The organism is Paenibacillus cremeus (assembly GCF_007786445.1).
Taxonomy (GTDB): domain Bacteria; phylum Bacillota; class Bacilli; order Paenibacillales; family NBRC-103111; genus Paenibacillus_G; species Paenibacillus_G cremeus.
The window spans coordinates 17,212-42,077 of the sequence record NZ_VNJI01000055.1; the positions used below are offsets into that span (position 1 = coordinate 17,212).

19 protein-coding genes and 3 pseudogenes are annotated in these 24,866 nt (G+C 46.2%); 9 read left to right on the forward strand and 13 right to left on the reverse strand.

Annotation, left to right across the window (positions count from 1 at the left end; all coding sequences use genetic code 11):
* Positions 1–237, forward strand: a pseudogene (locus tag FPZ49_RS29140) (hypothetical protein); the annotation flags it as partial.
* A 245-nt stretch (positions 238–482) separates the two neighbouring features.
* Positions 483–1,013, forward strand: a complete 531-nt coding sequence (locus FPZ49_RS29145) for a LysM peptidoglycan-binding domain-containing protein (RefSeq protein WP_144853895.1) — start codon at positions 483–485, stop codon at positions 1,011–1,013.
* Between the two features lie 247 nt (positions 1,014–1,260).
* On the opposite strand, the gene FPZ49_RS29150 is transcribed toward FPZ49_RS29145, so the two are convergent.
* The 3 genes from FPZ49_RS29150 to FPZ49_RS29160 form a co-directional block, all read right to left on the reverse strand.
* Entirely contained in the window at positions 1,261–1,656 is a 396-nt protein-coding gene (locus tag FPZ49_RS29150; RefSeq protein WP_144853897.1) for a DUF4260 domain-containing protein, read from the reverse strand.
* A gap of 164 nt (positions 1,657–1,820) precedes the next feature.
* Entirely contained in the window at positions 1,821–3,245 is a 1,425-nt protein-coding gene (locus tag FPZ49_RS29155) for a serine hydrolase domain-containing protein (RefSeq protein ID WP_222429985.1), read from the reverse strand.
* A 79-nt stretch (positions 3,246–3,324) separates the two neighbouring features.
* Positions 3,325–3,936, reverse strand: coding sequence for a TetR/AcrR family transcriptional regulator (locus FPZ49_RS29160; protein ID WP_144853899.1), 612 nt, complete (start codon positions 3,934–3,936; stop codon positions 3,325–3,327).
* A 414-nt stretch (positions 3,937–4,350) separates the two neighbouring features.
* Here FPZ49_RS29160 and FPZ49_RS29165 point away from each other — a divergent pair.
* Positions 4,351–4,731 (forward strand): annotated as a pseudogene (locus FPZ49_RS29165) (transposase); the annotation flags it as partial.
* A gap of 146 nt (positions 4,732–4,877) precedes the next feature.
* Here the strand turns inward: FPZ49_RS29165 and FPZ49_RS29170 are convergent.
* On the reverse strand, positions 4,878–5,744 hold the full coding sequence (locus tag FPZ49_RS29170) for a M15 family metallopeptidase (RefSeq protein ID WP_144853901.1): 867 nt from the start codon (positions 5,742–5,744) through the stop codon (positions 4,878–4,880).
* A 1,223-nt stretch (positions 5,745–6,967) separates the two neighbouring features.
* Between FPZ49_RS29170 and FPZ49_RS29175 the strand changes: the two genes are divergently transcribed.
* From FPZ49_RS29175 to FPZ49_RS36490, 4 genes are all read left to right on the forward strand, one after another.
* Positions 6,968–8,290: a spore germination protein gene (locus FPZ49_RS29175; protein ID WP_144853903.1), complete on the forward strand. Its 1,323-nt coding sequence runs from the start codon at positions 6,968–6,970 to the stop codon at positions 8,288–8,290.
* On the forward strand, positions 8,280–9,362 hold the full coding sequence (locus FPZ49_RS29180) for a GerAB/ArcD/ProY family transporter (RefSeq protein ID WP_144853905.1): 1,083 nt from the start codon (positions 8,280–8,282) through the stop codon (positions 9,360–9,362). Before FPZ49_RS29175 ends, FPZ49_RS29180 begins: the two co-directional genes overlap by 11 nt.
* Positions 9,349–10,398 carry a Ger(x)C family spore germination protein gene (locus FPZ49_RS29185; protein WP_144853907.1) on the forward strand — a complete coding sequence of 350 codons (1,050 nt, stop codon included), beginning with the start codon at positions 9,349–9,351 and terminating at the stop codon, positions 10,396–10,398. The genes FPZ49_RS29180 and FPZ49_RS29185 overlap by 14 nt, the downstream gene beginning before the upstream one ends.
* A 292-nt stretch (positions 10,399–10,690) precedes the next feature.
* On the forward strand, positions 10,691–11,839 hold the full coding sequence (locus tag FPZ49_RS36490; RefSeq protein WP_222429986.1) for an S-layer homology domain-containing protein: 1,149 nt from the start codon (positions 10,691–10,693) through the stop codon (positions 11,837–11,839).
* A 406-nt stretch (positions 11,840–12,245) separates the two neighbouring features.
* On the opposite strand, the gene FPZ49_RS29195 is transcribed toward FPZ49_RS36490, so the two are convergent.
* The 5 genes from FPZ49_RS29195 to FPZ49_RS29215 form a co-directional block, all read right to left on the reverse strand.
* Entirely contained in the window at positions 12,246–12,800 is a 555-nt protein-coding gene (locus FPZ49_RS29195) for a CBO0543 family protein (RefSeq protein ID WP_144853909.1), read from the reverse strand.
* Positions 12,801–13,040: 240 nt separating this feature from the next.
* On the reverse strand, positions 13,041–14,162 hold the full coding sequence (locus FPZ49_RS29200) for a Ger(x)C family spore germination protein (RefSeq protein ID WP_144853911.1): 1,122 nt from the start codon (positions 14,160–14,162) through the stop codon (positions 13,041–13,043).
* The gene (locus FPZ49_RS29205) at positions 14,159–15,244 is read right to left on the reverse strand and encodes a GerAB/ArcD/ProY family transporter (RefSeq protein ID WP_144853913.1); all 1,086 of its coding nucleotides are present in this window, start codon (positions 15,242–15,244) and stop codon (positions 14,159–14,161) included. The genes FPZ49_RS29200 and FPZ49_RS29205 overlap by 4 nt, the downstream gene beginning before the upstream one ends.
* Positions 15,245–15,276: 32 nt before the next feature.
* Entirely contained in the window at positions 15,277–16,629 is a 1,353-nt protein-coding gene (locus FPZ49_RS29210; protein WP_144853915.1) for a spore germination protein, read from the reverse strand.
* Between the two features lie 724 nt (positions 16,630–17,353).
* Positions 17,354–17,590, reverse strand: a complete 237-nt coding sequence (locus tag FPZ49_RS29215; protein ID WP_144853917.1) for a hypothetical protein — start codon at positions 17,588–17,590, stop codon at positions 17,354–17,356.
* Positions 17,591–17,769: 179 nt separating this feature from the next.
* Here FPZ49_RS29215 and FPZ49_RS37685 point away from each other — a divergent pair, with 179 nt between their 5' ends.
* Positions 17,770–17,976: a tyrosine-type recombinase/integrase gene (locus FPZ49_RS37685; protein ID WP_144853919.1), complete on the forward strand. Its 207-nt coding sequence runs from the start codon at positions 17,770–17,772 to the stop codon at positions 17,974–17,976.
* 1,095 nt (positions 17,977–19,071) lie between these two features.
* On the opposite strand, the gene FPZ49_RS29225 is transcribed toward FPZ49_RS37685, so the two are convergent.
* Positions 19,072–20,199 carry a metallophosphoesterase family protein gene (locus FPZ49_RS29225; RefSeq protein ID WP_144853921.1) on the reverse strand — a complete coding sequence of 376 codons (1,128 nt, stop codon included), beginning with the start codon at positions 20,197–20,199 and terminating at the stop codon, positions 19,072–19,074.
* A gap of 152 nt (positions 20,200–20,351) precedes the next feature.
* Between FPZ49_RS29225 and FPZ49_RS37085 the strand changes: the two are divergent.
* Positions 20,352–20,719 (forward strand): annotated as a pseudogene (locus FPZ49_RS37085) (transposase); the annotation flags it as partial.
* Positions 20,720–21,197: 478 nt separating this feature from the next.
* Here the strand turns inward: FPZ49_RS37085 and FPZ49_RS29235 are convergent.
* The 3 genes from FPZ49_RS29235 to FPZ49_RS29245 are packed head-to-tail and all read right to left on the reverse strand — an operon-like array spanning position 21,198 to position 24,802.
* A complete protein-coding gene (locus FPZ49_RS29235; protein WP_186446168.1) occupies positions 21,198–23,084 on the reverse strand; it encodes an FAD-dependent oxidoreductase in 1,887 nt (628 codons plus the stop codon).
* Positions 23,081–23,914: an FAD-dependent oxidoreductase gene (locus tag FPZ49_RS29240; RefSeq protein WP_144853926.1), complete on the reverse strand. Its 834-nt coding sequence runs from the start codon at positions 23,912–23,914 to the stop codon at positions 23,081–23,083. Before FPZ49_RS29240 ends, FPZ49_RS29235 begins: the two co-directional genes overlap by 4 nt.
* Positions 23,915–23,974: 60 nt before the next feature.
* Complete coding sequence (locus FPZ49_RS29245) at positions 23,975–24,802, reverse strand: AraC family transcriptional regulator (RefSeq protein WP_144853928.1); 828 nt, start codon at positions 24,800–24,802, stop codon at positions 23,975–23,977.
* Positions 24,803–24,866: the final 64 nt, after the last annotated feature.

The following is a 24,866-nucleotide window of genomic DNA, read 5'->3' on the forward strand; positions in this document are numbered from 1 at the left end:
TTGACCGCTGAACAGCCTAGACAGGATATCCCTATTCTCGTTTTCACTGTTGACCAATGGAATGAGCTCCAACAGGATAAATTCCATATCGGCGCAGCGCCAATCGGCCCAAGCGAACTGACGCGCAATGACAAATACGTGTTCGCGCTTCCGTCGCGCTATAACTTTGCCTACCCTGAACGCTACCAAGAAGGGGATGCCATCTTAAAGAGTAACCCAATTCAACCGATAAAATAATCCAATCTTAAAATCGTACATACGATTTCAGTCAAAATTCGCACTTTCCTCTCTGTTCAACGCAACAAAGCTGCCGGCTCAAATGTGTTCCGGCAGCTTTTCTAAAGATTATTCAGCTCTCGGTACCACTTAATTCGATCTGAATATAAAAGGAAATTTCTGAATAAGATTCCTCTTCGAATGCAGCAAAAGCCCATTTCGTGCATATGATGTGGTGAACTTAAGCGCGTAAAGGGGGCTTTCTTATGCAACCTTATTTCTTCAGGCAATGTCCTGCAAATCATTTAGTGCATACCATTCAACCGGGCGAAACGCTGTATCACATCGCACAATATTATCACGTTCCACTGGCAAGCATTTACCAATCTAATCCGGGTATCGATGCATATTATCTGAGCGTCGGCCAGCAAATTTGCATACCCTCGATGTCACCATCAGGCGGCACCGACTTTATGGGAACATTTCAAGCGATGCAAAACGATATTAATGCGTTAAAAGCGGAGAGCACGGTTCAGCAATCCGCGGAAAAAAACTATGGTACTTCGAATCAAACGACACGCGTGCTGAAAGTAACGAATCAAGAAATTCAGTTCGAAGCCGCTCCCGTGACCTTCCAAGGCAATTATAGTGGTCATTATACGATGGGAAACAGCTATCCGTACTATTCGGATGCTTCCATGGGCGGAAAGCGCTCCATCACGGTTAAAGACAATTTTGGAATATGGCATATGTTCGCATTTCAAGATCCCAGTGCGAGCTTCCGCCAACAAAAATAATAAATCCACCAAATTACCGCTCCGTCACATTTTCTCCGCGCGTACTGTAACGGCAAGTTTAAGGGCCATCCTTTGCGGATGGCCCTTTCTTTGATTAACCTAACGACTGAATTGTCAAGGTTAAGGGTTTACCAACTTTGAAAATCGAAAGCCTTTTCTCGTGTTACTGTGCTACGTTCTCCGTCCCTCAATTGACTAACACTTGGAGAAAGAGGTCCAGTCCGCCACGGTCATCCTGACTTGTCGATCACATTCTGTTGATATGAGTCGCTTTAAAATCGGACGTGTACTTTAAACCATATTCAGCCATTCGATCAATCCCAATATGAGCCGTCCAGATGAGACCGATTTGCAGAAAAATTGTTTGATCCAAGATCACCCCAAGGGAAATGAATACACCGCTTGTTAAATAAGTGTGAAACACATTGTATACCCGTGCCCCAGCAACATTTCCTTTGATGTAGCCGATCATGGAAAGATCGGGAAACAAAAACAGCACAATAAACCATAACCATCCATAGTCAAGCCTATAGTACGCATATAAACAAGCAATGAAAACGAATAAACCTTCAAGTCTTAGGAAAGATTTAACCAATTCGTCACCCCATTTTGGCGTTGATTTCGAGCGATGGATCGGTTCCATCGCCGCGCTACAGGCTTTGTTCGTGCAATGCGGTGACCGAAAAGTTTGTGTCGGTCGCCTAGCTGTTTTTTATTTCGCTAAAGTACCCTTTCAACAACCTAACGGCGATGTTTGAGTTGTACATGATGTGAGCTCTAAACTCGTAAGAGACCGAATACTAGGCTTTACTCAGAGGTCGTCCGAGTCAGATTGTACAACCGGCCGGCGAGATCGACTCCCACGACGGCGCCACTCTCATCGCGGCTGAAGAAGCCGCGCTGCCCCTTCAAGCCGCCGCTTGTAACGACATACTCGTCCCCGTCGGCCGACAGCAGACCGATGTCTGCCGGCGCGTAGTCTGGGGGAAGTTCGGTGTCCGCCGCTGCACGAATCTCCGGTCTAATCCCGACTTCGAGCGTCAGCTTTTCCCCGTTAGTACGGATTATGAGCATCTGGGCGTCAGTCTCGTACTTTCCGACGATCTCCCAGGCCCGGTTCTCGTTGTAGGGAAGAGGTTCTGGATCCCGGACCATCACGCCGAGATACATCTCCAATGCCCAACGGACGACGGACTGGTTGAAAGTGATACCGTTAGGTCCTGCGTTTGACAGCGTGACGATGGCGAAGTTCCGTTCCGGAACGATGAGAAGTTCGGAGAATTGGCCATTCGCCGACCCGCCGTGGCCAACTAATCGAACGCCATCCATGTCACGCAGGAACCAACCGATGCCGATTGCGTTCCCGAGCGCGCTGCCCCGCAATTCAACCGTTGGCTCCTTCATCTGATGCAGATTCTCGGCGAGCAGGGTACAGACACCGCTGTCCGCGCAGCCATCACCGAGATGGAACCGGGCCCATCGAATCTGGTCCGCCACTGAGGACGCGAGGCCACCGCCTGGGTTGTCGCCGCGCCAACGCCTCCACAGCCGCGCAACGGACAGCGTTCCGTCTTCAGCAGGATTGTGCCCTACGGCGAACCGCCGGGTCATGATGTCGTCGCGGGCGAAGAAGCTGTTCGACAGGCCAAGTGGCTCTAACACCAGCGAGGCAATGGCTTTTTCGTACGTCAAACCCGTGACCTTCTCTATAATGCGGCCCGCCAGGTTGTACCCAGTCTGGCTGTAGGAGGCCCGCGCACCAGGTGGCGAGATCTGCTTTAACTCGGCCATCTTCGCCACATAGGCAGCCAAGGCATCATTACCCTCACCGGTGTCCACGATCATTCCCAAGTCCATCCCTGCTGTGTGGTTAAGCAGGTTCAACACGGTGACCTCCTTCGCGGCCCGCTCGTCCGCTAGTTCGAGCTCGGGAATATAGCGTCGGACCGGTGCATCCAACACGACCCGCCCTTCAGCGACCAAGCGCATCAGCGCTGTCGCCGTATAGGTCTTCGTGACCGAGCCCAGCAAGAACAGCGTGTCCCTGTCGACGGGCAGCGGGTTGTCGACGCTCGTCACGCCGTGACACGCGTAGACCTCCTGACCATCCACCCAAACTCCGACGGTAACGCCAGGAATGCCTAACTTTGTGGCCGTCACCTCGACGAAATCGGACAGTGCCCTCATCTTGCTTTCCCCTAAGCCATATGCTGATGTTTTCCAATTTTCCATTTTCACTTCTCCTTATATATGACTAAATATTCAGTCATTATTATTTATAAAAAAAATTACCCTTCTCGTTATATCTCCTTTATGTTTGTTTGATCAAAAAATCTAAAAACATTTCCGCTGTCGGATATACGTATTCCTCATGAAAGCTTCGGCTAGTAAACGCCACCCCTTGAAAAATGCTGTAATAAAACATTGCATATCTCCGAGGATCCCCAGATTTGAAATACCCTTGTTTCTGTCCGGCAAGGATGACATCCGATATGTTGTCGATGAGTTTTTTCATCGAGGTCCGTACGGCATTTTTTAGCTCCGAACTCAGTTCTTTTTCGGAAAAACTATCGATCTGGCTAAAGAGAAACAGCCCATCGGTTGAGGAGGGATCTACTTTAAGGTTATCCAGCAAGAATGTTGTAACCTTCATAACAACCTCCTTTTCGTTACCTTCTTGTTTAAACAGCGCTGTAATGCGTTCGATCCCAGGAATCGATATTTCGATCAGATTGCTCATAATTTCTTCTTTGGTAGCAAAGTATCGATACGCTAATCCTTTACTAAGCCCAGCATCATCCGCGATGTCCTGCATTGTTGTTTTGGCGAACGTTTTGTTAGCAAAAAGCTTAGCCGCTGATATTAAAATTCTTTCCGTGGCCTCGGCTCTCATAGCCTCAAAGCGTTCTTTTTGTCTGCTCAATATCTCACTCCCTTTTATTAAATGACTGAATATATAGTCATTATATTTAGTAATGCAAATTTTGTCAATAGCGTTCTTCGTATTAAAGGGCCACCATGGAGCGAAAGGCTACCGGGCCCCGCAATTGACAAGAACTTGATGTCATAAATGACAAGAACTTGATCCCATTCCCGCAAAAAAAGCTTCTAGAGGATTTTCCCGCAGAGGCTTTGTATTTATGTTGTTAGTCTTTACAACTCCGAATACCTTATTGGCGCATTTATATTTTTGATATAAGTATCTATGTAGCGTTGTTCTTCTTTATAATTATCAGGATAACCATTCGGGAATGAGATAATGTTCTTGTCAAAATCGGGAATGGGATCAAGTTCTTGTCTCCCGACATCAATTGTTATTTGTTGCCTCCGCCTCTTCATTGCTGGCTGGAAAACCCTTATGAAGCGGCATTCTGGTGAGTGTAAGGCTCGAGTGCTTATCTCACTTGCGTGTCGTTCTGTTGGATCTAAACAAGCTACACATGCTTACAAGCTTCATTTAAAGCAACTGCTCGATGAGTACGACCTTGCTTGCCAGCAGCTAAAAACGGTTGAGGCAGAGATCATTGCCGTTCTAGATCGCATTCCATTTGCAAAATCCATGCTTGCTGTCAAAGGGATCAGCGCCATTTCATTAGCTGGTATTCTTGGTGAGGCAGGGGATTTAAGCGGGTTTGTTCACGGCAATGCCCTGCTTCGTCATGCCGGCCTCAATCTAGCAGAAGCCAGTTCAGGTAAATGGACCGGACAGATGAAAATTTGTGTCGTTAGAGTACAATGTCCCTACATTTGTGCATTTAATCATGACATAAAAATATGGACATTAAAACAAAAAAGCTAGATTTCTCAAGCTTCGGTGCGTTCAGTTATGTCTCCACTTTTGTGTCTTTGGACAATTGTACACTATTAGTGTAGAGAGTTGACTGGAAACTTTTTTCCAAGGTACTCTTCTAGTGTGGTTCCTTGCGTTGCAATTTCTTTCGCCATGTCTACCCCAACATATCGGATATGCCAAGGTTCATATTGATATCCCGTAATCCCCTCCTTGCCCTTCGGATATCGGATAATAAAGCCCCAATCCGCTGCATGATTTTTAAGCCATTTTGCTTCCTGTGTCGCTCCAAAGCAATCGGCTGCCGCGCACTTGCCATCGTCGCCAGATACATCGATGGCAAGTCCTGTTTGATGCTCACTTTGCCCGGGCTTAGCACTATATTTGTTTGCTGCCTCTTTGCCGTCCTTTTCCACGTATTGGTTATATAGATACTTTTGAGTTTCAAATGAGCGGTAAGCAGACACGCCTGCAAGCGGTAAATCATCGGCAGTGGCAGCTTTGAAAAGTTTTTCAAGTGCCCCTGCAGCTTCTTGGCGCATGGATCGTTTCTCCGAGTGCTCGGGGAAAATAAGGTTTACGTTTGGTTCAACTAGATCCTTAGGGACGTATGGATTAGGTAATGAAAATGATTTATTAACTAACACGGCAATGCTTGTCGGATTAGCTACTACTTGAACCGTCGGCGGCTTCGATTTTGGCTTAGGCTCAGGCGTTGGCTGTGGTGTTGGTGACGGAGTCGGTGTTGGTTCAGATATGGGAGTCGGTACTGGGCTGTGCTCGGGCGTTGGAGTGGGCATTGGTGTGGGTGCCGGCGTAACTATAGGGCTTGGCACAGGAGAAGCGGCTTTGTCAGTACCTCTGGCGCGACAGCCGGAAACAAGCGTCAAAGTGATGATTACCGACACTACGATTACTTTCGTTTGATCGCATGTTTTCATTAATTACACACTCCGCATGCTTGATAGCTATTAGATAATAAACGGTGAATAGCTGATTTTAAAATGCACCTGACTGTATAATTTTTTCCAATGAACAACAAAAAAATCCCTATAACCTGATTCCGCCGAGATTTGTTCGGGTTTAACGAGCCGAGCCTATATCGGGCTTCCGCTTTGTTCTTTCTGTGCTTGAAATTACACATTGGATGGCATTGCGATACCTCCGTTCGTAAAAAAGAGGAGGGTGTCACATAAGCCATGTGATAAATGGCTGAGGGGCAACCTCGTTTAATTTTGTAAAACAAAAAGAAACCGGCCGTTCGAGGGAGTGCGCTAGGAACGGATCGGCTTCGTCACGTACTCGTGAGATTCCAACATAGGCGATCGCCGCGCGAGTGGAGTATGTACTTCGACTCTTCCGCGCCGGCTGTCCATACGCTGCAGCCCCTCTTGTATGGGACGGTAGATCACGCGTTTGCTCTCATCCCGAAACGTCCTGTTGCTCGTTCGGTGGACGTTCCCACTTCCACTGCTGCTCTTGGAAGTTTCCGCGAGACGTGATCCACATGCAAGTGAAAACGGACTACCCCTCCTCCCTTCTTTCCGCGCCATTTTCCTCAAATTCGGGAATGGGATCAAGTTCTTGTCATTGGTTTTTGACAAGAACTTGATCCCATAAAATACAAAAACCGCGATTTACGCGGCTCCTAAAGAGATGATGTTCTTGTCACCCGACAATTTTTTTCGTTTTTTAGATATGCCAATTTCGTCAAAGTACACTTTTACGTAATTAAAATTAAAAAACCGCTTCTCAGCGATTCATGCACTTGGTTTTCCCTTCCCTTCCTTCCTTACTTTATTTATATTAATTCGTCAAATAGACCAAACCTACTGCGGCTAGCATAATTCATTAGATTGAGTACTACGATCTTTTGTTTTTACTTTCGCTTCACCCGACGTCAATTTCATTCACGATTATACGCATATGTTTTTGTCGTAAAACGATTATGCGAATATGTTTTTGTCGTGGCTTCGCGACACAAACATGTGTGCTTTCAAATAAAAAATCCCCAATTTAGGGGGATTTCGAAACACCTATATTTGTGTCGCCGGACACCTTTTGTCAGTTTATTTAAACTATCTAAAACTCCGTTTCAATGTTGCATATTCATTCCATTTGCTGGAAACAATAGGTTGGCACATAACTTGAAGGAGCAGGTTTCATGGGAAATTTCGTTCAGGAATTGAAATCCACGTTCGCCGAGCATGATGATTTTTTCATTCACGAAGAGCAATTTGACCAAACGGTGCTTTTTCTTATAGGATATCATTCTCTAATCAATTTTTCCAAGTCCAATTTATACTTTCATCAAATGGCGGAATTGTCTGCTTCCGTTGATGAACTATTTACGAACCTCAGTGATCAGCTTAATGTTGATATCAAACAAATCATAAAGGCAGTCTTAGAAGGCAAATTGGTCATTTTAACAGGGGATGATCAACGTAACGCCGTTGTGGAACCAGTCCCCCAAAACCTGAGAAGAAGCATTGAAGAGCCTAAAAATGAAAGCCCTATTCAAGGTCCTTTGGACGCCTTTGGCGAGGATGTTGATATTAACATAGGGCTGATCCGAAAGAGACTGGGCACTGAGCGTCTATGCCATAGCTCATATGAAATCGGAGAGCTGGCAATGCGAAGGATTTCCATGCTTTATATTAAAGGAAAAGCTCCGAATGATCTTATTGAAAAAATCGACAAGAAGTTGAAACAAGCTCAATCGGATATTGAAATGATACATGACCTGAATAATCTTTTTGGTGCCCGCAAGTTCCCACCTGTAAATCATTTCTCCGTAACTGAACTTCCACTGCAAGCCGTTTACTCGTTAAAACGCAACAGAGTCGTTCTCTTTTTGGACAATACTCCCTACGCCTTTGTTCTTCCTCATTTGTTTTGGGATATGTTGTCTACTGCAAATGATCGCGATTTCCATGTCAGTTTCACATATTTTATTCGAATCCTCAGGGGATTGGGGATATTGGCCAATCTCATCCTTCCTGCTCTATATATTGCGATAACATCAGTCAATCCTGAAGTATTGAAAATAGACCTCGCCTTGTTTGTCGCGGAAAGCAGAGAAGGCATTCCTTTAGCACCTTTATTTGAAACCCTTGCTATGGTCGTATTAGTTGATTTAGTGATTGAGGCGATTAACAGACTCCCCAAAACCGTAGGGCCGACCGTTACGATGGTTGGAGGAGTCATACTTGGCCAAGGGGTTGTGGAAGCGAAATTAGTCAGTAATTTACTGGTCATTGTCATCACTGCAATGTTGATTTCAGGTTCAACAATCGTTGGTATGCAGAATTCGGTATACATTCGGGCTCTTAAATATTTCATTTTAATTGCTGCATCCGTTTTCGGCATTCTGGGTATATGTACTGGATTAATATTTATATGCATAATTTTGTCAAGTTTAAAGACATGTGATATTCCGTATATGTCATTTCGGATAACGGAAAAGGAGGATCTAAGTGAACCATAGGGTACAGCTTGTATTGTTGGTTTGTGTCATGAACGGGGGCTTCGTTTATTTGCTGTATCCCAAAATTCTATATTCAATCACGGTAGGTGGTCACTGGGTAGTGATTCTTTATGAAGGGTTGCTGCAAATGGTATTTATGCTGATCTACAAAAAAGGGTTGGATTATTTTCCGAAAAAGGATGTGATCGAAATATTTAGGCAAATGGGAAAGTGGGCAGCATACATCGTGCTTGTCCCTTTTGCATTTGTTTTGACAGCGATGGTTGGATTTGGTCTTCGCGCCCACAGCGAAGAGATCAGAGAGATATTTTTGAATCGGACTCCCTCTTGGGCGGTTCTGGTCCTTCTCGTTTTCTTAGCTGCTTTGGCAGCAGTAAAAGGGTTAGAAACGATGATGCGTGCTTGTGTCGTTGTGTTCATCATCGTTAATTCATTGGTATTGTTTATCATGTTTACTATAATCATCAATTTTGATGTTCATAATGCTTCGCCTGTTCTGCCTATGTCACCCAATTTTTTATTGAACACAAAGATTAACTATCTAGCAGGTTTTTCACCGTTATTATTTCTAGGCTTTGTGCCATCTGAAAACAATATGAAATACGGTCAACTGTTTATGGTATGGTCCTATGTGACCTTGTTAATTCTCATCATGGTGTATATTCCGCTTTTCGTATTTGGACAAGAAACGGTTGCCACATTTCGTTTTCCGGTAGGAGCGGCGGTGAATTCCGTCGACTTGAGATGGTTTATATTCAGTCAGCAATCGATTTTCTTCGGTATCTCATTAATCGGATTCACGATTTTCATGAATGCTGTATTGCTATGGATGGCCGGACAACTCATGCAGAAAACGTTCAATTGGCAAAGAACCAATTGTTTTTATTGGATCATTGCATTCGCTATAATCGCATTTTTTATGGGAGTGTATGTCCCAAACCTGGATATGGTTGAAAAGCTTGCGGGTTTGAGTTTAGCTGCTCACGCTTTGTTTATCGTCTTCATTTCATTTACCGTTTTCATCTATAGCATTTTGGTTAAACGAAGGATGGCGAGTTATGAAAAGAAATAATCGCTTCAAACTTTTCATTATACTTACGGCATTAACCATTCTATGCGGTTGCTGGGATGTTAAAGAAATCAATCTTCGTACCCCCCCTGTACTCATTGGTATAGCTAAAGGAAATCATGATGAATTCAAAGTGACACTGTACGTTCCCATAACTCAAAGAGGCAAAACAGAAACAAGAATTGTCACGGAACAAGGCAATTCGATTTCTAATATCTTACAACAGATGCAGACAAATTCTGACGATGCCCTCGATTATACGCAAGTACAATTCATTGTCATCCATAACAACTTGGCGGAGAACGAAGAGGAAATGGGGAAACTTGTTAGACTTTTAATGGAGTTTGAGCAACTGCCGTCCAAAGCTTTGGTTGCCTTTACAGATGAGGATATTGAGAAAATGATGTCCAATATTGAAAAAGTAATTGGTGTTCATGCTACCTCTATCCAGGACTTCTTTTATAAAGGGGGGTGGGCGCCAGAGGTTTCGAGTACCCGCATTTGGGAATTGTATCAAAGTTTGTATTCCTATACGAAAGATATAAATATTCCGATCGTCGTTTCTGGCCAAGATACAGTTCTACGCTTCGAAGGCTCGGCTATTCTCAAAAAAGAGAAAATGGTGGGACGGATCAACCCAAAGGAAAATCTATTGGTTAATTTGTTTCATCACCGCAATGCGACAGGCGAGATAGAGAGTCTGGGCTCGGCCGGCATGATCGTAAAAAACAGCTCTTTGCACATCAAGTCGTCAATGGAAAAGGATGGACCGTTGGTGTCCTGCAGTTTGAAATTAAAAATAAAAGTTATGGAAAGAAAAAAAGGTGTGACGGATAAACAGATTCAAGAAGAACTCGAGAAGCAGATCGAAAAACAGTTTAACAAGATATTAGAGCAAGCTCAAAAAAACAAATCGGATATTTTCGGGTTAGGCCAACATTTTCGTAATCAGATTCCATATCAGGAATTGAAAAACTGGAGAGAAGACTATTATCCAAAATTAAAAGTGAATTTTCAGGTCCATGTAAGCCATTTGTAATTTCCAAGAGCTCGTCCATTGCGATCGATTGCCGCTGTGCTAATAATTCAACTAATGCTTCCAAAATACATAACCATAAGCATATGGGCATATTAGGTGGAAATTCCCTGTCCTCCTGTTTTTTAAGATCTTGTAAGTGAAAGTATACATGTCTCTACCAGCGATTCATTTCCGCAAATAAATCATCTCCGTTTACCCTTCGTATCCGCCTGTATCTATTATTTTTTGCAACAATTCCAATCATTCATACGTTTGAGGTATTGAAAGCAAAAACTCAACGAGGTGATAGAAAGTGAAATCCCGCAAAAAACTTCTTAGCTTATCCGCTGCCGCCGTACTGTCACTTACCTTAGCTGGGCAAAGTTTTGCTGCAACTGCAGCCTTCACCGATCTGGAACAGGTTGCGGTCAAAGAAAAAATTATTTCTTTGCAAACGCAGGGCCTCGTATCAGGTATCAGCAATGACCTGTTTCAGCCCAATGCCACTCTTACAGCCGCGCAAGGCATTCAATTGATCGTCAAGGCGCTTGGTTTGAACTTAAACGCCATCCGATTTGTTAAAGCGCCGCAGGCAACCGACTATTTTGCAAAAGCGAAAAATGACGCATGGTACTCGCAAGGCTTCATCATAGCGGCGAATAATGGCCTAAACCTTCCTTCTGATCTCGATCCGGATCAGAAATGGACGAAGGCAACATTTACCAAAGAGTTGCTCCTTGCGCTTGATAGTCATAACATCATGCACATGATGAAGCTCCCGCCGATCGACATTAAAGACAAGGCTGATATTTCGGTTGACGATCTCGGTGCAATTCAAGCTGCCATTTACAAAGGCATTACATCTCTCGACGCCGATGGCAATTTCCATCCACAAGCCGAAATTACACGCGCGCAAGCTGCTGAGATGATTTTTAACGCGCTTAAGTACGTCCACCCTACTCCGCATCAACCATCAGAGCCGACATCCAACCAAGATATTCCAAGGAATGGAAGCAGCCAACCGATGATCCCAGTCGGCGGACAAACGGATCATGTAGGCCAAACCTTCTATGAGAATACCCAATACGGCTTCCGTTTCAAGCTGCCAGACAGTTGGAAAAGCTACGCGATCGTAACGGACAAATGGGACGGTCTTTTCGTAGGGGATGCGCAGGGCGATAAGGTCGTAGAAAGCGGCCCGAAACTAAGCATTCGCCATCCCGAATGGACCGCTGAACAGCCTAGACAGGATATCCCTATTCTCGTTTTCACTGTTGACCAATGGAATGAGCTCCAACAGGATAAATTCCATATCGGCGCAGCGCCAATCGGCCCAAGCGAACTGACGCGCAATGACAAATACGTGTTCGCGCTTCCGTCGCGCTATAACTTTGCCTACCCTGAAGGCTACCAAGAAGTGGAAGGCATCTTGAAGAGCGACCCGATTCAACCGATGAATTAATCAAATCTTACAAAAAAAGTTATCCTTTTGCCGTTTATGGCCAGGGGTAACCTCTTTTTTTATTTCTCGCTATCCATCTGTTCAAGAAAAATAAAGTAGTACTAGACTTGTCAATTCGGGTAACGCCGCACTGCTTTATAAGTACGTAGTTTTGTCCCAATTCTTTTGTCCTCCCCACTCATAACTCCCGTTACTTCAATAAACATCATGAGGAGCTCAGAAGGCTATCAGGTATGACCATCGCCAATTTGCCACCGGGCTTCAATGCATCCAAGGATGCTTCCATAAAGGCCAAATCTGGTGCAACCTCCCCTTTTTTGTTGGCGAACCGGGACTGAGGAGCATAGAACGCCCCCGTCTTGCCCCCTTTGATAGAAGAATTGCCCAGCCATTAGCAACAGGAGCCCTACCTATATTGTCTTTGTCTAACTTTCATCGTCATTACGATCCAACGAGCAAGAACAGAGGACACAATGTAAAATAGGAAAGAATAGGTGAGATTCCAACTATAGAGTTTGTAAATGTTCATCCAGATAAATACAGGTTCACAGACGAAAGCTAAAAAAGCTCCGAGAATGATATTTGCGATAAGGAACAGCTTCGAAGATCCGCTGAAAATTTGATATACAAGCATCATCCAAACAGGGACGAGAACAATATCTGCCGGAAATAAAGGTGGAACCACTTGAACAAGCTTATCTGGATACTCCCACCAAAGTAAGTCGGTTCCAATGTTATCGAGAATAATTGCTAAAATTGCGATAATGGCTCCGTAAAGGAGAATTTCGATTCCTCTGCGTTTATCCAAGAGAAACCACCATATGATGTAGGGAACGATTGATAAAACCAGTTGTAGCCACCAATTCCACTTAAAAAGATCGTCGTGTATCCAATGAGCATAAGCTAGATTGCTTAACTGCTGTCGTGCGTTTTGAACGTCCTCATATGTTGGATAATCCATAACCAGACCTCTATTCTCTCCTCGCTCCTATTTTTGTTATTTTCCCCCAAGTATTCATTTTCAAACCTTTTCAAGGGGTTTGCCCTTCCTTCTTATAGGGGTGCTGGGGATGGTTAGAGTCAAATAGGAAGAAGCCCGACAGCGAGCAGCTGCCGAGCCTCAGTTCATCGTCATGCATTACGCTTGAAACCTATAGTTAGGAAACATTATGTAAAAGAATGTCCCTCCTGATTCGTTTAGCTATTCAATGACCCCTGTTCCCATGAGCTTCACTTGGGCATACACTTGAAAATCGAGCCGACTGTATTTCTCCTGCCATTGCTCCCATTCTCCTTGATCCGTTCGGTGAGAAGCACGATATCTGAGCCCGATGCCGATAGGGTCTACACCAGCTTTTTGCAGCTTCTTGAACAGAGCGAGCACTCTCAACTGCAGCTCTTGCTCCGCAACTTTTTCGATCTGCTGTAATTCCGATAGTTTCACCGGCATCCTCGATTCTTCCAGCAAGCCTAATATTTTTATTGTCAAATGAACGACTGGCTTAGCAGAATCCGCGTTTTGGATCGAGTACTTCGTTCTTATCGTGTTCGCGTCAATCGTAACATAATTGTTTTGGTATTTGATCGGAATATCTACTTTTCCGATTTGCTCATAGAAAGAGTTAAAAATTTTAGTTTCATACGGAGACAAGGTAGCCACGTGCTTCTGCTTATTAAACAGAGCAAGCCTGTTGATGCTTACCTGATCATCCTCCCTCCTCTCGATGATAGGGAGTATAGGATCCTTCCCTCTTTCCTTCAGCCTAGAGAAGAAATCAAATAAATACTCCGATACGATATAGGCCGTTTCTGTACCGCTTTGACCAAACGATAAGAATAGCATATTGGAAGGAAGTCTTTCCGATCTCGGCGCTGCTTGTAAGACCGATAAGGCATCTGGCTTCCCCATCGCCATCCATGCGGTCAATTGGATATCCCGTCGTCTGTTGACCCAGTCCATGATCTCATATAGATTTCCGTCTTCATTCAAAAGGCTTTCGCCGAACACAAAGGCTTTGGTATAACCGAAATCCAGCTCTTTATCCACCTTGGATTTGATAATTCTGACAGCTTCCGTTACGGAATTCGCTTCTTCCGTTACTATGATTGATTGATTGGATCCGAATCTTTCCTGAGGGCTGGGTATGGCTAATTTCACAGATACCTTAAATAGCTTATTACTGCTGGTAGGTTTATCGATACCCAATGTTACGACAAAAAAACGTTTATCGATGTCTTTAAAGCCGCATCCCGGAAGCAGCACCAAGAAGACGGGCAATAAGGCTGATACCCATTTGCTCAAGATGATTTGGAAGGTTTTCAATTCTTCAACCTCCTTGCCGCATAGACCATGATTCCAACAAACAACATCTCACTAGGCAGTCGGATGTTCAACCACAGCTCCCCCCACTTAAATAGCCTTACATCATTCATAAAATATCCTGACCAGAGCACGCTTGCGCAATATACTGCTAAGCAGCCATATAATATACCTTTTCGACGACGTGACGAATAACGGGTTAATGGCAGAATGCCTTTTAATAGTTCGAAGGACACATGCCAATGGAAAATCATGCTTGCAAAAGCGATTAGACCATACAAGAAAACAAAAATGAACATGACCCGTTCAATAAAACCTAATTCGATCCTCATCGCGTCGGCTGTACTTACCCAGGGGAAGACGTAGTCCCCCACCGCGTCAGAGCCTAAGAATCCGACTGGAATAGAGATGGTAGTGACCATGATAGTTACACCTAACAGAGGGGCCAACCATAGATGCTTGGACTTCAGCTGATCGAAGGCCCGATTAAAGATAGCTATATTGAAATAACCGCTAAATATGTACGTTCCGGCGGAGATGGTCGTCCATGCGGGCACTTTATTGTAATACATCGCTACTGCTTTTACATTATCCCAATTCATGCTTTTATTGAAAAACGATTTGGTTAAAAGGAAGAAGATCAGCGGAACGCTTAAGACTAACAGTATCTCAAGGAGGTACAGAATTCGATCGGACGGCAGTACGCACACCAAAACGACAATGGTTAAATAAAGAATGATGATGCCCGTATGCGACATATGCGGATTTAGAAATTTTCTTGAGAAGTCGGTAAATGCCAGCATAGTAATCACACCAGCACAATACCATGTGAAACTTAAGTAGAACAGTAAACCATTCTTCAACCATCCGGGGAAGAGTTGAGCAAATATTTCAGGAGTTCCTTTCCTTGGAAAATGTTTAACTGAATTAATAAATAAGTACATTAATAAGGTTTCGATTGCCGCACAAATTACAATGGCCATCACCGTCCCTTGATACCGTTCACGAATGAGAACCCTTGGTACAAATGCTATAACATTTACAAGCATGTTCGTGAGTACTAAGTAATAAAAATAACGGTTCAATAGTGATGGCCCCCTTTCCCCATAGCAGTTTGTCAGGATTCCTTTTGGATAGATAAAGGGTTCTTTAAGTACATTCTCAGATACGGTTGACCGAAGCTGTCCAGACTGATAAGATAAGCGATCAGCGCGACAATACCGATCAGAACTCCGATTAAGCCAGAGAAGGTTGCGAGCAACAGGATAAAGTACTTCGCCACTCGAATCCCATAGCTCATCGCAACGATGGGGATGACATAGTTAGAAATGGCTACAGCGGAAACGATGATGATCATGATATTACTGACAAGTCCGGCCTGAGTCGCGGCCTGTCCTAAGATCAATCCACCTACGGTAGTGGCTGTCGAGCCAATGGTCTTCGGTAATCGAAGGCTGGCTTCCGTAAGCAATTCCATCATCAGAAGCATAAATAAAACTTCCACATAAGAGGGGTATGGAACCGGTGCCCGGCTCCCTGCGATGGAAAGCGCCAGCTGTACCCTTAGAACCTCCGGGTTGTACGAAGTAACGGCTACATAGAAAGCCGCTAAGGTCAAGGTCATGATCAAGCCGACATACCGTAATCCGATCAAAAAACGGCTGACCCAGAAGGGAACATAGAAATCGTCCATCGCCGCCATAAAATCATAAAAGACCGCGGGAATAATTAGTGAAAATGGGGTTCCCTCGATCAGGAATGCGATCTTTCCGTGAGATAAATTAACTACGATTCGATCCGGCCGTTCTGTTGTCATCATCGTTGGGAATAACGTTCGCTTCTTCTTGGTTAAATAAAGATGCAGTTCTCCGGCTGCCTGGATGACATCCGCGTCTACCTCGCTTAAGGCCCTCCTTACTTTTTGCAGTGTTTTCTGATCCGTAAACTGCTCATCGTACAGCATCGCAATCTTCGTTTTGGATAATCTGCCCACGGTGGACTCCTCTACTCTCAATGATGGCTGAGGGTAACGGTTGCGGATCAGATTCAGATTCACGAGTATATTCTCACTGAGTGCGTTTTCCGGTCCTTGTATCGAAGACTCCACTTCAATCGCCGAAATGGAATCGTTCTTGGTTAACCCCACATCAACCAAACAAATACAGCTGTCAAAAAATAATACCGCGCAGCCCTCAAGGACCAGGTCCAGCGTATCCTGATTGGTTTTATACATGCGCGTGAATGGTAATGCGCAAAGATACGTTAAATAATTCTCAAAATCACCGAATTTATAAAATGGCTCAATAATGAGCTTATGCACTTTTTCCTCGTCGCAAAGACTTCTAATGAAGAGCATGTAACCTCTCTTAGTATCGGAGACAAGATCGTGATACATAAAATCCGAAGACTCGCCAAGCTTCTCATAAAGCCAATCCCATGTGGCTTGCTGGTCTATTTTAGCTTTATTCATGCTTGTTTTTACCTCTTTTCCCTTTATATTGCACGCGACGCTGTTAAATTATGCAAATGAAGGGGCTGCCCCATAACAACAAATCATGGGATGCATATTGATTTATTAAATAAACTAATAGGACAAGGGAACTGACCCCCTAGCGTGAGACAAGAAAAAAACACCTTCAAGAGAATGCTTCCATGTCGTAAGATGCGCGGAAGGTTATGGAGGAGCTAAATATACGAAATGAGTCTCAATTAAGAACTTGGATGCGGTGGTACCGAAGCGGTGAGACCCATCGTCTGGAGCAACCGGTGGGCAAACAGTACAGCTATGGCAAAGGACCTGAGTATGCTTTCATTTTATACTCATTGTTTTCAGCAATCGAAAAATTAACAAAAATACAGGGTTCTCGATTAAAAAATGCATTTACCAAAGTCTCTTTTTCAAGTGCTTTATTATGTCCCGCCGGGTTCATTTAGAAAATAAAAAGAAGGCCATTTCGGCCTCCGCGTTATTTTTCTCTTACAGTCACGTATGGCGTTGAAATCTCAGGCAGCCGGCAGCACCCGTAATGAGGTTAGTTAAGCCGCCACAAAATGCCGATCAATCAGAACCTAGCTCTAGGCATGTAAGGTTACCGTGGACCGAGGCGGAGGAGTTACTATGATGGGGATGATTATCTTAGCGCTTATAGGTTTTATGATTTTGATCATCGCTAAAAGAATGATTGTACTAATACTTATGGATTGCCTTCCGATATGACTAGCTCGATAAATCCCATATCCAATAAGCGTTTTATTGCACTTGTCGTTAATGGAAAAGTTAAGATACTTTCGTCATAAATGTCTGCAAGCCTGCTCAAACCGCCCAGATGATCTGCAATGAGCGTATATATGTACTGTTCATGAATAGCGAGTGATGATGCTTTGGGCGGCTTACGATTTGTTAGTATTATATATGATGTAATTTCATCCACACCGATTATCCCCCGATAAAACATATTAATCACTAAATCATTATGGGGGATATTTGTGAATCAATTATGAAAAAATTATTAAATAAATTTGATTACTCACTCACTTTACACTAACAATATCCGCGAAATTTTACACCTCGGCCGTTTAACCCAAAAACGTCACCGTTTATGTCCAAAAGATGATCAAACGTTTTGCGAAGGCCTATACACGAGAAATGACAGCTCACAAGTTGCGCCACTCTTTTGCCACCTTCCTGTTGGACGAAACAAACGATCTAGTTCAGCAACAATTAGGTCATTCTGCAATCGAAACAACACGTTTGTATACGCTTATACTCGATGACAAATTAAAAAACCCACTACATGAAGCTTACTCGCCAACATGATTTCATGTTCTTTGGTACCGAATACAAGGTCGAACTCTCACCGTACACATGGATCAAGAACTCCCTGAATATCTACAAGCCTTAAGGTTTGTAGTAGAAGGTCTTAAGGGCTTTAACCTTGGATATCGTTAAACCTTACAACCTAATCAACCAACTAACCAAAGGAGTGCTGTCCTCAAACCTGCACTTCTTTGGCTTACTGAGGACACCATGAAACCGTTCCGCTTAGTCATTCTACTATTTCTACTTGGCTCCACCACTGTTTCAGCCGCAGGGTCATCCCCGTTAAGTCACCGAACTCGAAACATCCAACCCACACGTAGCTTGGATTCCTGACGGGCGAAACAACTCAAATCAAACCATAACGGTTCAAGCGAAGAATAATGACGGTACTCTATCTTAACTTTAATTAATTCCGAAACATTTTGTCCCCGGTACAGCCGCTATCCCTTTTCTTCGATAAGTTTGTTGTTTGGCTAGCGGCGAGCGCTGCGTGCGTATCCCTGGCAGGTAACAAAATAGCGGCAGAGTCTGCCGCTATTCCTCAGTCCGTATGGCCATTACGTTAACCTTTGCACCTTGACGTCAATCGCCTGAACCTTTGGATTGAACGTGTCCTCATCGCATTTACTTCACATCAGTAGCGTGTCGCTTAGCTGCCGTTTCCCATATCAATATCGGGCGGATTAAAATTATTGAAAACCGGATTGGTCTGGTTGTATCCGCCCCCATCGTCTACTTCCAGGTCTATACCCGTATTACCGTCACATCACGCCAATACCCGTCAACAGAAGTACTATCTTCTCTAGTGTAGCCGTTAACGTAATGAGGATTTACAAATGCTGCTCAGGGTTTATTTCCCGTGCGGAAAAACGACACAAAAATGTTCCTACCATTAAATAAAAACAAAACAGTGCGTAGAGCAGTTTTATTTTAGGGTACAATCTTTTTTCTTTTTAATCATAGCTTCTTTTGCTTAGTCTTTAGACTGATCAGCGCTTTTAGGGTAGTCGATTTGTAGCAACTCCTTAAATTGATCAATGAAGCCCGCAAAATTGGCATTATCAGATTTTCGTCTATTTTTTCATCATGCGATTACAGCCTTTCTTCAAACATGAGTTCACTGGGACCGTTATGAACGGAGTCGGTTTGATAGTAAGATAATTTCGCAGAGGCATGGTCCAGAGCCATGATCAAGTAGCTATGGTAGTATACACCGTCCGCATTCGTTTTGAGTTTGACGTTCTCGTACATTTTCGGGGGTACTTTTTGGCCGAGGAGATTCATACCTGTTACGGTTTTGTATGGAAAGTCCCTGTTCATGACCGGGAATGCACTGGCACCGATGCAACGTCCTCGTTGTAAATTCAAATAAGGATGAAAAAGGATCAGATTGTGTTCATGACCCCAAAGCCAACACTCTACCTGACTCATCAAATTATGAAAGGAAGCTTGTAAATGAGGGTTGAATACAAGCTTCTGGCCTTGTGAATCCTCGCCCACTCCTACATCGCTGAACAGCTGATGATGGGATAGTAGAACCGTTTTCCTTTTATCCGAAGTTAGCAGCTTGTGAATATGCCAATCGGTCTCCAACGGATCAAGATAAGGAATACTGGCATGTGCCGACAATGGACTTGCGTCGTTCAACCCTGTATCCATTGCTTGGAACTGCCAATAATCGTTTCTTAGGCAAAAATAACTGGCTGGTTGGCCAAGTTGCTGAAGCAACTGATAATAACCCTCGCCACCGGAATACATATCATGGTTTCCGGACAAAGTGAACACCCTCGTTTTTTTCTGATTCACGTACTTCTGGATGAGATCCAGGAAGTTGGTCTTCGCTTCTTCCTTCGTTCCCGAGTAATAAATGTCTCCCAAATGGATTAAGAGATCCGGACTATGCTTCATGACCTCGGCAAGCAGCCAATCTGCATCCTCCTGCCCTGTTCCCCAGTCGGCAATGAAACCAATCTTCAGTTTATTTGTCCCGATCGGGATGACAAAATCATCTAAGCTATTGTAGCGGACATAAGGGATCGTTAGGCGTCGCTTTAGAAAATAATCGTAATAATTTGTGATAACCTTGAGCCAATCCGGATCGCCTTGGCTCATTTTCAATTCATTGATTCGCGGAACGTTATGCGTAATTTCAGCCCAAAACAGCGCGGTTGCAAGCTTGGAACGTTTAGCGATATTACCCAAAACGTCCATGAATCCCATGGCAAAGGAACCTCCCGGCTTAAAAGCGGAAAGGCATAATATCTGATTCCGCTTTTTCTAACTATCTTATGATCGTTAGCCAGGAATTTGACCGCATAGTTACGAACCAGGATAAATGGCTACGCCGTCCTTTGGACGAGCGCTAGATCTAGGCCAGCGATAAGGCCAAAGCTATTCTAGCTGTAGCCGCGAATAACCCTTTTCAGGAGACGGCCTACAACAGTCATCTCGTTAGCATTGAGTTATACATCAACTTACTCCTTCAGTACCAAGAGCACCTATCCCACCTTGAAAATAAGATCGATGCTCTTGCTAATGAAGTTGAGGAATTTATGATTATCCAGTCGCTTCCCGGAATCGGTGGCAAAAGCGCTGCAACGGTTTTGTCCGATATCGAGGAAATCAATCGGTTTAGTCACGCCAAGAAGTTAGTCGCCTTTTCGGGTATCGATCCAAGTGTATTTTCATCTGGGAAGTTTACAGTGACCACTAACCGATCACGAAGCGCGGCTCCAAGCAATCGTAATGAAATTCTTTTTACATTGTTAAGTTATTTTCGGCAAGCAACAGAAGCATATCCGTCAACATTAAGTATCATTATGTGGTAATAGCAACCCCCCGATTATGTCCCTACATTTGTGTCGTTTGAGCATAATGTAGGAACTTTTGTGTCGCGAAGCGACGACATGAAAGTTCCTACATAAAAAAATAAATGCCCATAACTACAGCCTCATTAAACAAAATTTATGTAGGAACATTTGTGTCGTTAGACAACAACATCTGTTCGGCGACACAAACATATGCGTTTTCGCGACACAACCATATTCGTTTTAACAGCCCAACGAATCCGGGGAAGCTCCTCGTAAGAGAACGAGAAACCAGATCATGACGCTCTGTTGCTCGTGCCCTTGTACGGCCACTTTGTATGTAGAGGACTAATAAATAAACCGCATGACGCCAGAGTTCCCGGAATCATGCGGTTTTCTTTTTTCACGTGGTTAGAATTGAGATTGAGAAATCTCCTGCCAGCTGCTCAGCCGTTTCTCCACAATCTGCCGCATTCGCGGAACCATCGAATACTTAATGACTCGAGATCCTTTGAACGAGACGTTCAGCTCCAGACCCGGGTCGGCCAGCCGCTCCCGAATCCGTCCCGCAACCGTTTCCCGAAGCTCCGGGTGCCTCTCGGCAATCCGAATCAGTGCTGTTGCCGAATAGGAGAAATATTGAAAGTAAAGCTCCTGCGGGTCCGAGATGAACTCCCAGTTCCGCTCCTCCGGCTCCATCGCCGGCAGCTCCGCCGGATCGTTCAGAATGCTCAGAAGCTCGGGCACGATGCCCGTATCCTGCAGCTTTCCGAGCAAATAGATCGCCGCATAGCCGCGAACCTGGTTATATTTACGGCTGGTGAACGGTACAAACATGTCGCGCTCTTCCACCATGCGTCGAAGAACGGGAATTGCGGCGGGGTCGCCGATCAAGCCGAGTGCCATCGCGCTGTGCCTGGCCAGGTGTTCGTCTCTTTCCCCCGCGACCCATGTACGAAGCTGCGGCGCGATGGCAGCTCCGAGCCGCTTCGCCGACCAGATGGCGATGCCCGGCTTGGGACCGTCCAGCCCTTCGCGGATCTCCTCCACGTCCGTCAGCCATTGCCGCTTCAAGTGGTCATTGTTCAGCGGCACGGAGCTGTCCTTGAATTCGACGCGCGCTCCGGGCTCGAAACAGCCCGTCTCCGCCAGCAGGCTCGCCAGCTCCGGATACGGAATCTCCTTCAGCCCACAGCCACGCGTGATGCTAAGGAACGCCATCGCTGCCGCCGCTTCGCCGCTTTTTTGCATATCCCGCTTCATCCGGATGCTGCCGGCGAGATCATGGTCGAGCGACAGGCTGCGTCCCGCCACCAACAAACCTTCCTTGCCACGGGGAATGAGCGCTCCTTTGGGGATCGGCACGGTGAAGTTCAGTCCCCAAAGGCTGGAAGCCACAGCCCAATCTTGCTGCGCCTCGCTCTCGAAGGCGATATCCTTGCTGTGATTGTCCAGGTTGGAGTACGCGTAGAACATGGGCTCAGACGTATACCGGTCCTGGATAAACTCCCCGAAGGAGACGGATTCTTCCCCGACGATCAGCCGCCCTTCCCTCAGTCCCAGTTGCGGCACCACCTTCAACATACGCCGGTCGTCTCTATAGGACGGCTTCAAATGAGTCTCCAGCAGCGCGGAATCGACGATCGCCTTCGAATATGCCGCCGGGTCCGTCGCATCCAAATAGCCTGAATCGGTGTAATAGTGCTCCACCTGGTTATTGTTAAGCCACTGAACCACATTCGAAAACGGTTGGACTTGGCCGTCGACTTCCCGGCCTTGGACGACCTCGCAGCCGATCAGGGCGCACACCTCGGCTTCGCCGGAAGCGTCAATGATGACACGGCAGGAAGTGTTCTTCACGCCCTCCGGACCGACCCAGCGCAACCCCTGGACATGGTTGCCGTCCACGTACACGCCCAGCACGATCGACTCATACTTGAAAACAGCGCCTGCACCGGCAACCGCCCGTTCGAGCACGATGCTTTTCGCATTTGCGTTCACCCCTCTTGCCTTGATGAACGCCTCCCGCTCCAACACCGCCGTCTGCCGGTCGATCTCTTCGTAAATCCCGCCGCGTGTGCCGAAATAATATCCGGTCACGCCGCCCAGCGTCCCAGCGCCGCCCATACCATGCATCCGCTCCAAGCCGAGTACCTGCAGTCCCAGCTGCCCCGCTCGAATCGCTGCAATCGCCCCCGCGGTCCCAAGGCCGACAACGATGATATCGACGTCCTCGTCAAACTGCGGCTCGCAGGCATGCTGAACAACTTTGCCGCTCCATCGCTCCGATATGTTCACGGTGTGAGCACCTCCAATGCTAATTGTATGCCGGCTTCGTAAGCTGCGATTGGATCGCGGTATGCCGCAGATGGATGCCAAACCCAGCCGGAAGCAATGTCGCACGTCCCCGCTTTGACCATCACCTCGAAAGCATCGGCGATCGTGGCTAGCTGCCAAGGCTTAAGCGCCTCTGGTCGCTGCCGCCAATGGGTGAGCAACCGATCCCGCGCCGCAGCCCAATCGTCAGTAGGTGCTAGCTCGCAGCCGACCATCCACTCCGACGGGAACCGTCCGCGATGGAGTTCATAGCCGCTGCATCTCGGCGGCACTTCCTCCGGCGCGCCTGGGTGATGGATCATTGCATTGAGCCGCCGTTTGACCGGGGACATGGACGCCGTCAGAGGCGACGTGTCACACAGGCCGGTCGTATCGACAATGCACTTCACGTGCAGCACGGATAAGCCCGAGCCGTCCATCAGAGTCACGGCAAACCCACCCATCGGCTGTGCATCCACCTGGATGACGCGGGTTAAAAACCGCACATTGATCCCTTCCCGCTGAATGAGCCGGTGCAGCACCGGCACGAATGCTGGCGAATGGATCGCTCCGTCCGAAGCAATCAGGTTACGCTCCTGGGCTTCGCTTCGGAGCGCCTGCGCCTCGGCGGAGCCTTTCGCCGTACCATGGATCACAGCGCGGCAGTAGGATGACGTAAATTCCGGCCCCACAAAGCCGGTACGCTCGACCACCACCGCTTGCTTGCCCAACCGGCCGGCCAAGCCCAGTCCAGCAAATGTGGCCCCTGCAATTAATACATCGGCCGATCTAGCCTCTTGTCCCTCTCGCATTTCGAACCTTCCCCTCTCATCCTCAAGCTTGATCGATCGTACAGGCTTAGGTCAATTCGGTCATCCCCCCCGGTATTCGCGTGGCGCCATGCCGGTCACCTTCGTAAACACACGGGTAAAATATAACGGATCGCTGTAACCCACTTCCTTGGCGACCTGGCTGATTGGCTTGGTCGTGCCGGAGAGCATCGACTTCGCCTGATCGATTCGTACCTTCTCGACGAACTGCTGCGGGCTGATGCCGATCACATTTTTGAATACCGCCGAAAAATGACTGATTGACATCGACGCCTGGTCCGCTAGTCGATCCCGCGTTAGCGGCTCGGCATAGTTGTGCCGGATGTACCGTACGCTGCTTTCCATCTGCAGGTACGAACTTTCCTGACGCGTCTGCTCAGCGATGACAATGCTGCACAATTGGTCCAAAAGCTGAAACAATCCGAGCTTGGCCTGCCATTCGTAACCCGCCTCTTTCTCCTGCCAGCCGTCATACATCGCAGCCACATGAATGTGGAGAGAATTCCGCGGCAGGAACAGCACTCTGCGAAAAGGCAGCGGGGCATCCGACATGGACGTCTGACAGTCGCTCCCTTCCCACTGAATGCGCAATTGGTGAAACTGCACGCCGAAGTACCGGAGCGGCTTACTGCGGGAACTGCTCAGTTCCATCCGCATCCCGGGGGAGATATGAAAAATGCTGCCTTCCTTCAGCTCATAGCGCTCGCCATTTAGCACAAGCTGGCCTTCGCCCTCATACATAAACGCTAGATTATATACCTTTGTCGATGGGATCTGAACCCGATAATCGTTACCTTCCCAAAACGACGTCGACCGGTGCGTCACATCCAAAATACGCGGATAAAACTGATGCAGAAACTCTTTTTCCACCGACTACAGCCTCCTTGCCTCTCTGTCCTTTCCATCCGGCAGATTCAAAATCGTATGCTTCTAT

Coding starts and splice junctions, on each gene's coding strand:
- FPZ49_RS29150 (WP_144853897.1), bottom strand. CDS start 1,656: ATGGAACCGATCCATCGCTCGAAATCAACGCCAAAATGGGGTGACGAA.
- FPZ49_RS29240 (WP_144853926.1), bottom strand. CDS start 23,914: ATGCGAGAGGGACAAGAGGCTAGATCGGCCGATGTATTAATTGCAGGG.
- FPZ49_RS29195 (WP_144853909.1), bottom strand. CDS start 12,800: ATGGATTATCCAACATATGAGGACGTTCAAAACGCACGACAGCAGTTA.
- FPZ49_RS29225 (WP_144853921.1), bottom strand. CDS start 20,199: ATGGGATTCATGGACGTTTTGGGTAATATCGCTAAACGTTCCAAGCTT.
- FPZ49_RS37685 (WP_144853919.1), top strand. CDS start 17,770: ATGATCAAACGTTTTGCGAAGGCCTATACACGAGAAATGACAGCTCAC.
- FPZ49_RS29170 (WP_144853901.1), bottom strand. CDS start 5,744: ATGAAAACATGCGATCAAACGAAAGTAATCGTAGTGTCGGTAATCATC.
- FPZ49_RS29155 (WP_222429985.1), bottom strand. CDS start 3,245: ATGGAAAATTGGAAAACATCAGCATATGGCTTAGGGGAAAGCAAGATG.
- FPZ49_RS29145 (WP_144853895.1), top strand. CDS start 483: ATGCAACCTTATTTCTTCAGGCAATGTCCTGCAAATCATTTAGTGCAT.
- FPZ49_RS29210 (WP_144853915.1), bottom strand. CDS start 16,629: ATGAATAAAGCTAAAATAGACCAGCAAGCCACATGGGATTGGCTTTAT.
- FPZ49_RS29175 (WP_144853903.1), top strand. CDS start 6,968: ATGGGAAATTTCGTTCAGGAATTGAAATCCACGTTCGCCGAGCATGAT.
- FPZ49_RS29185 (WP_144853907.1), top strand. CDS start 9,349: ATGAAAAGAAATAATCGCTTCAAACTTTTCATTATACTTACGGCATTA.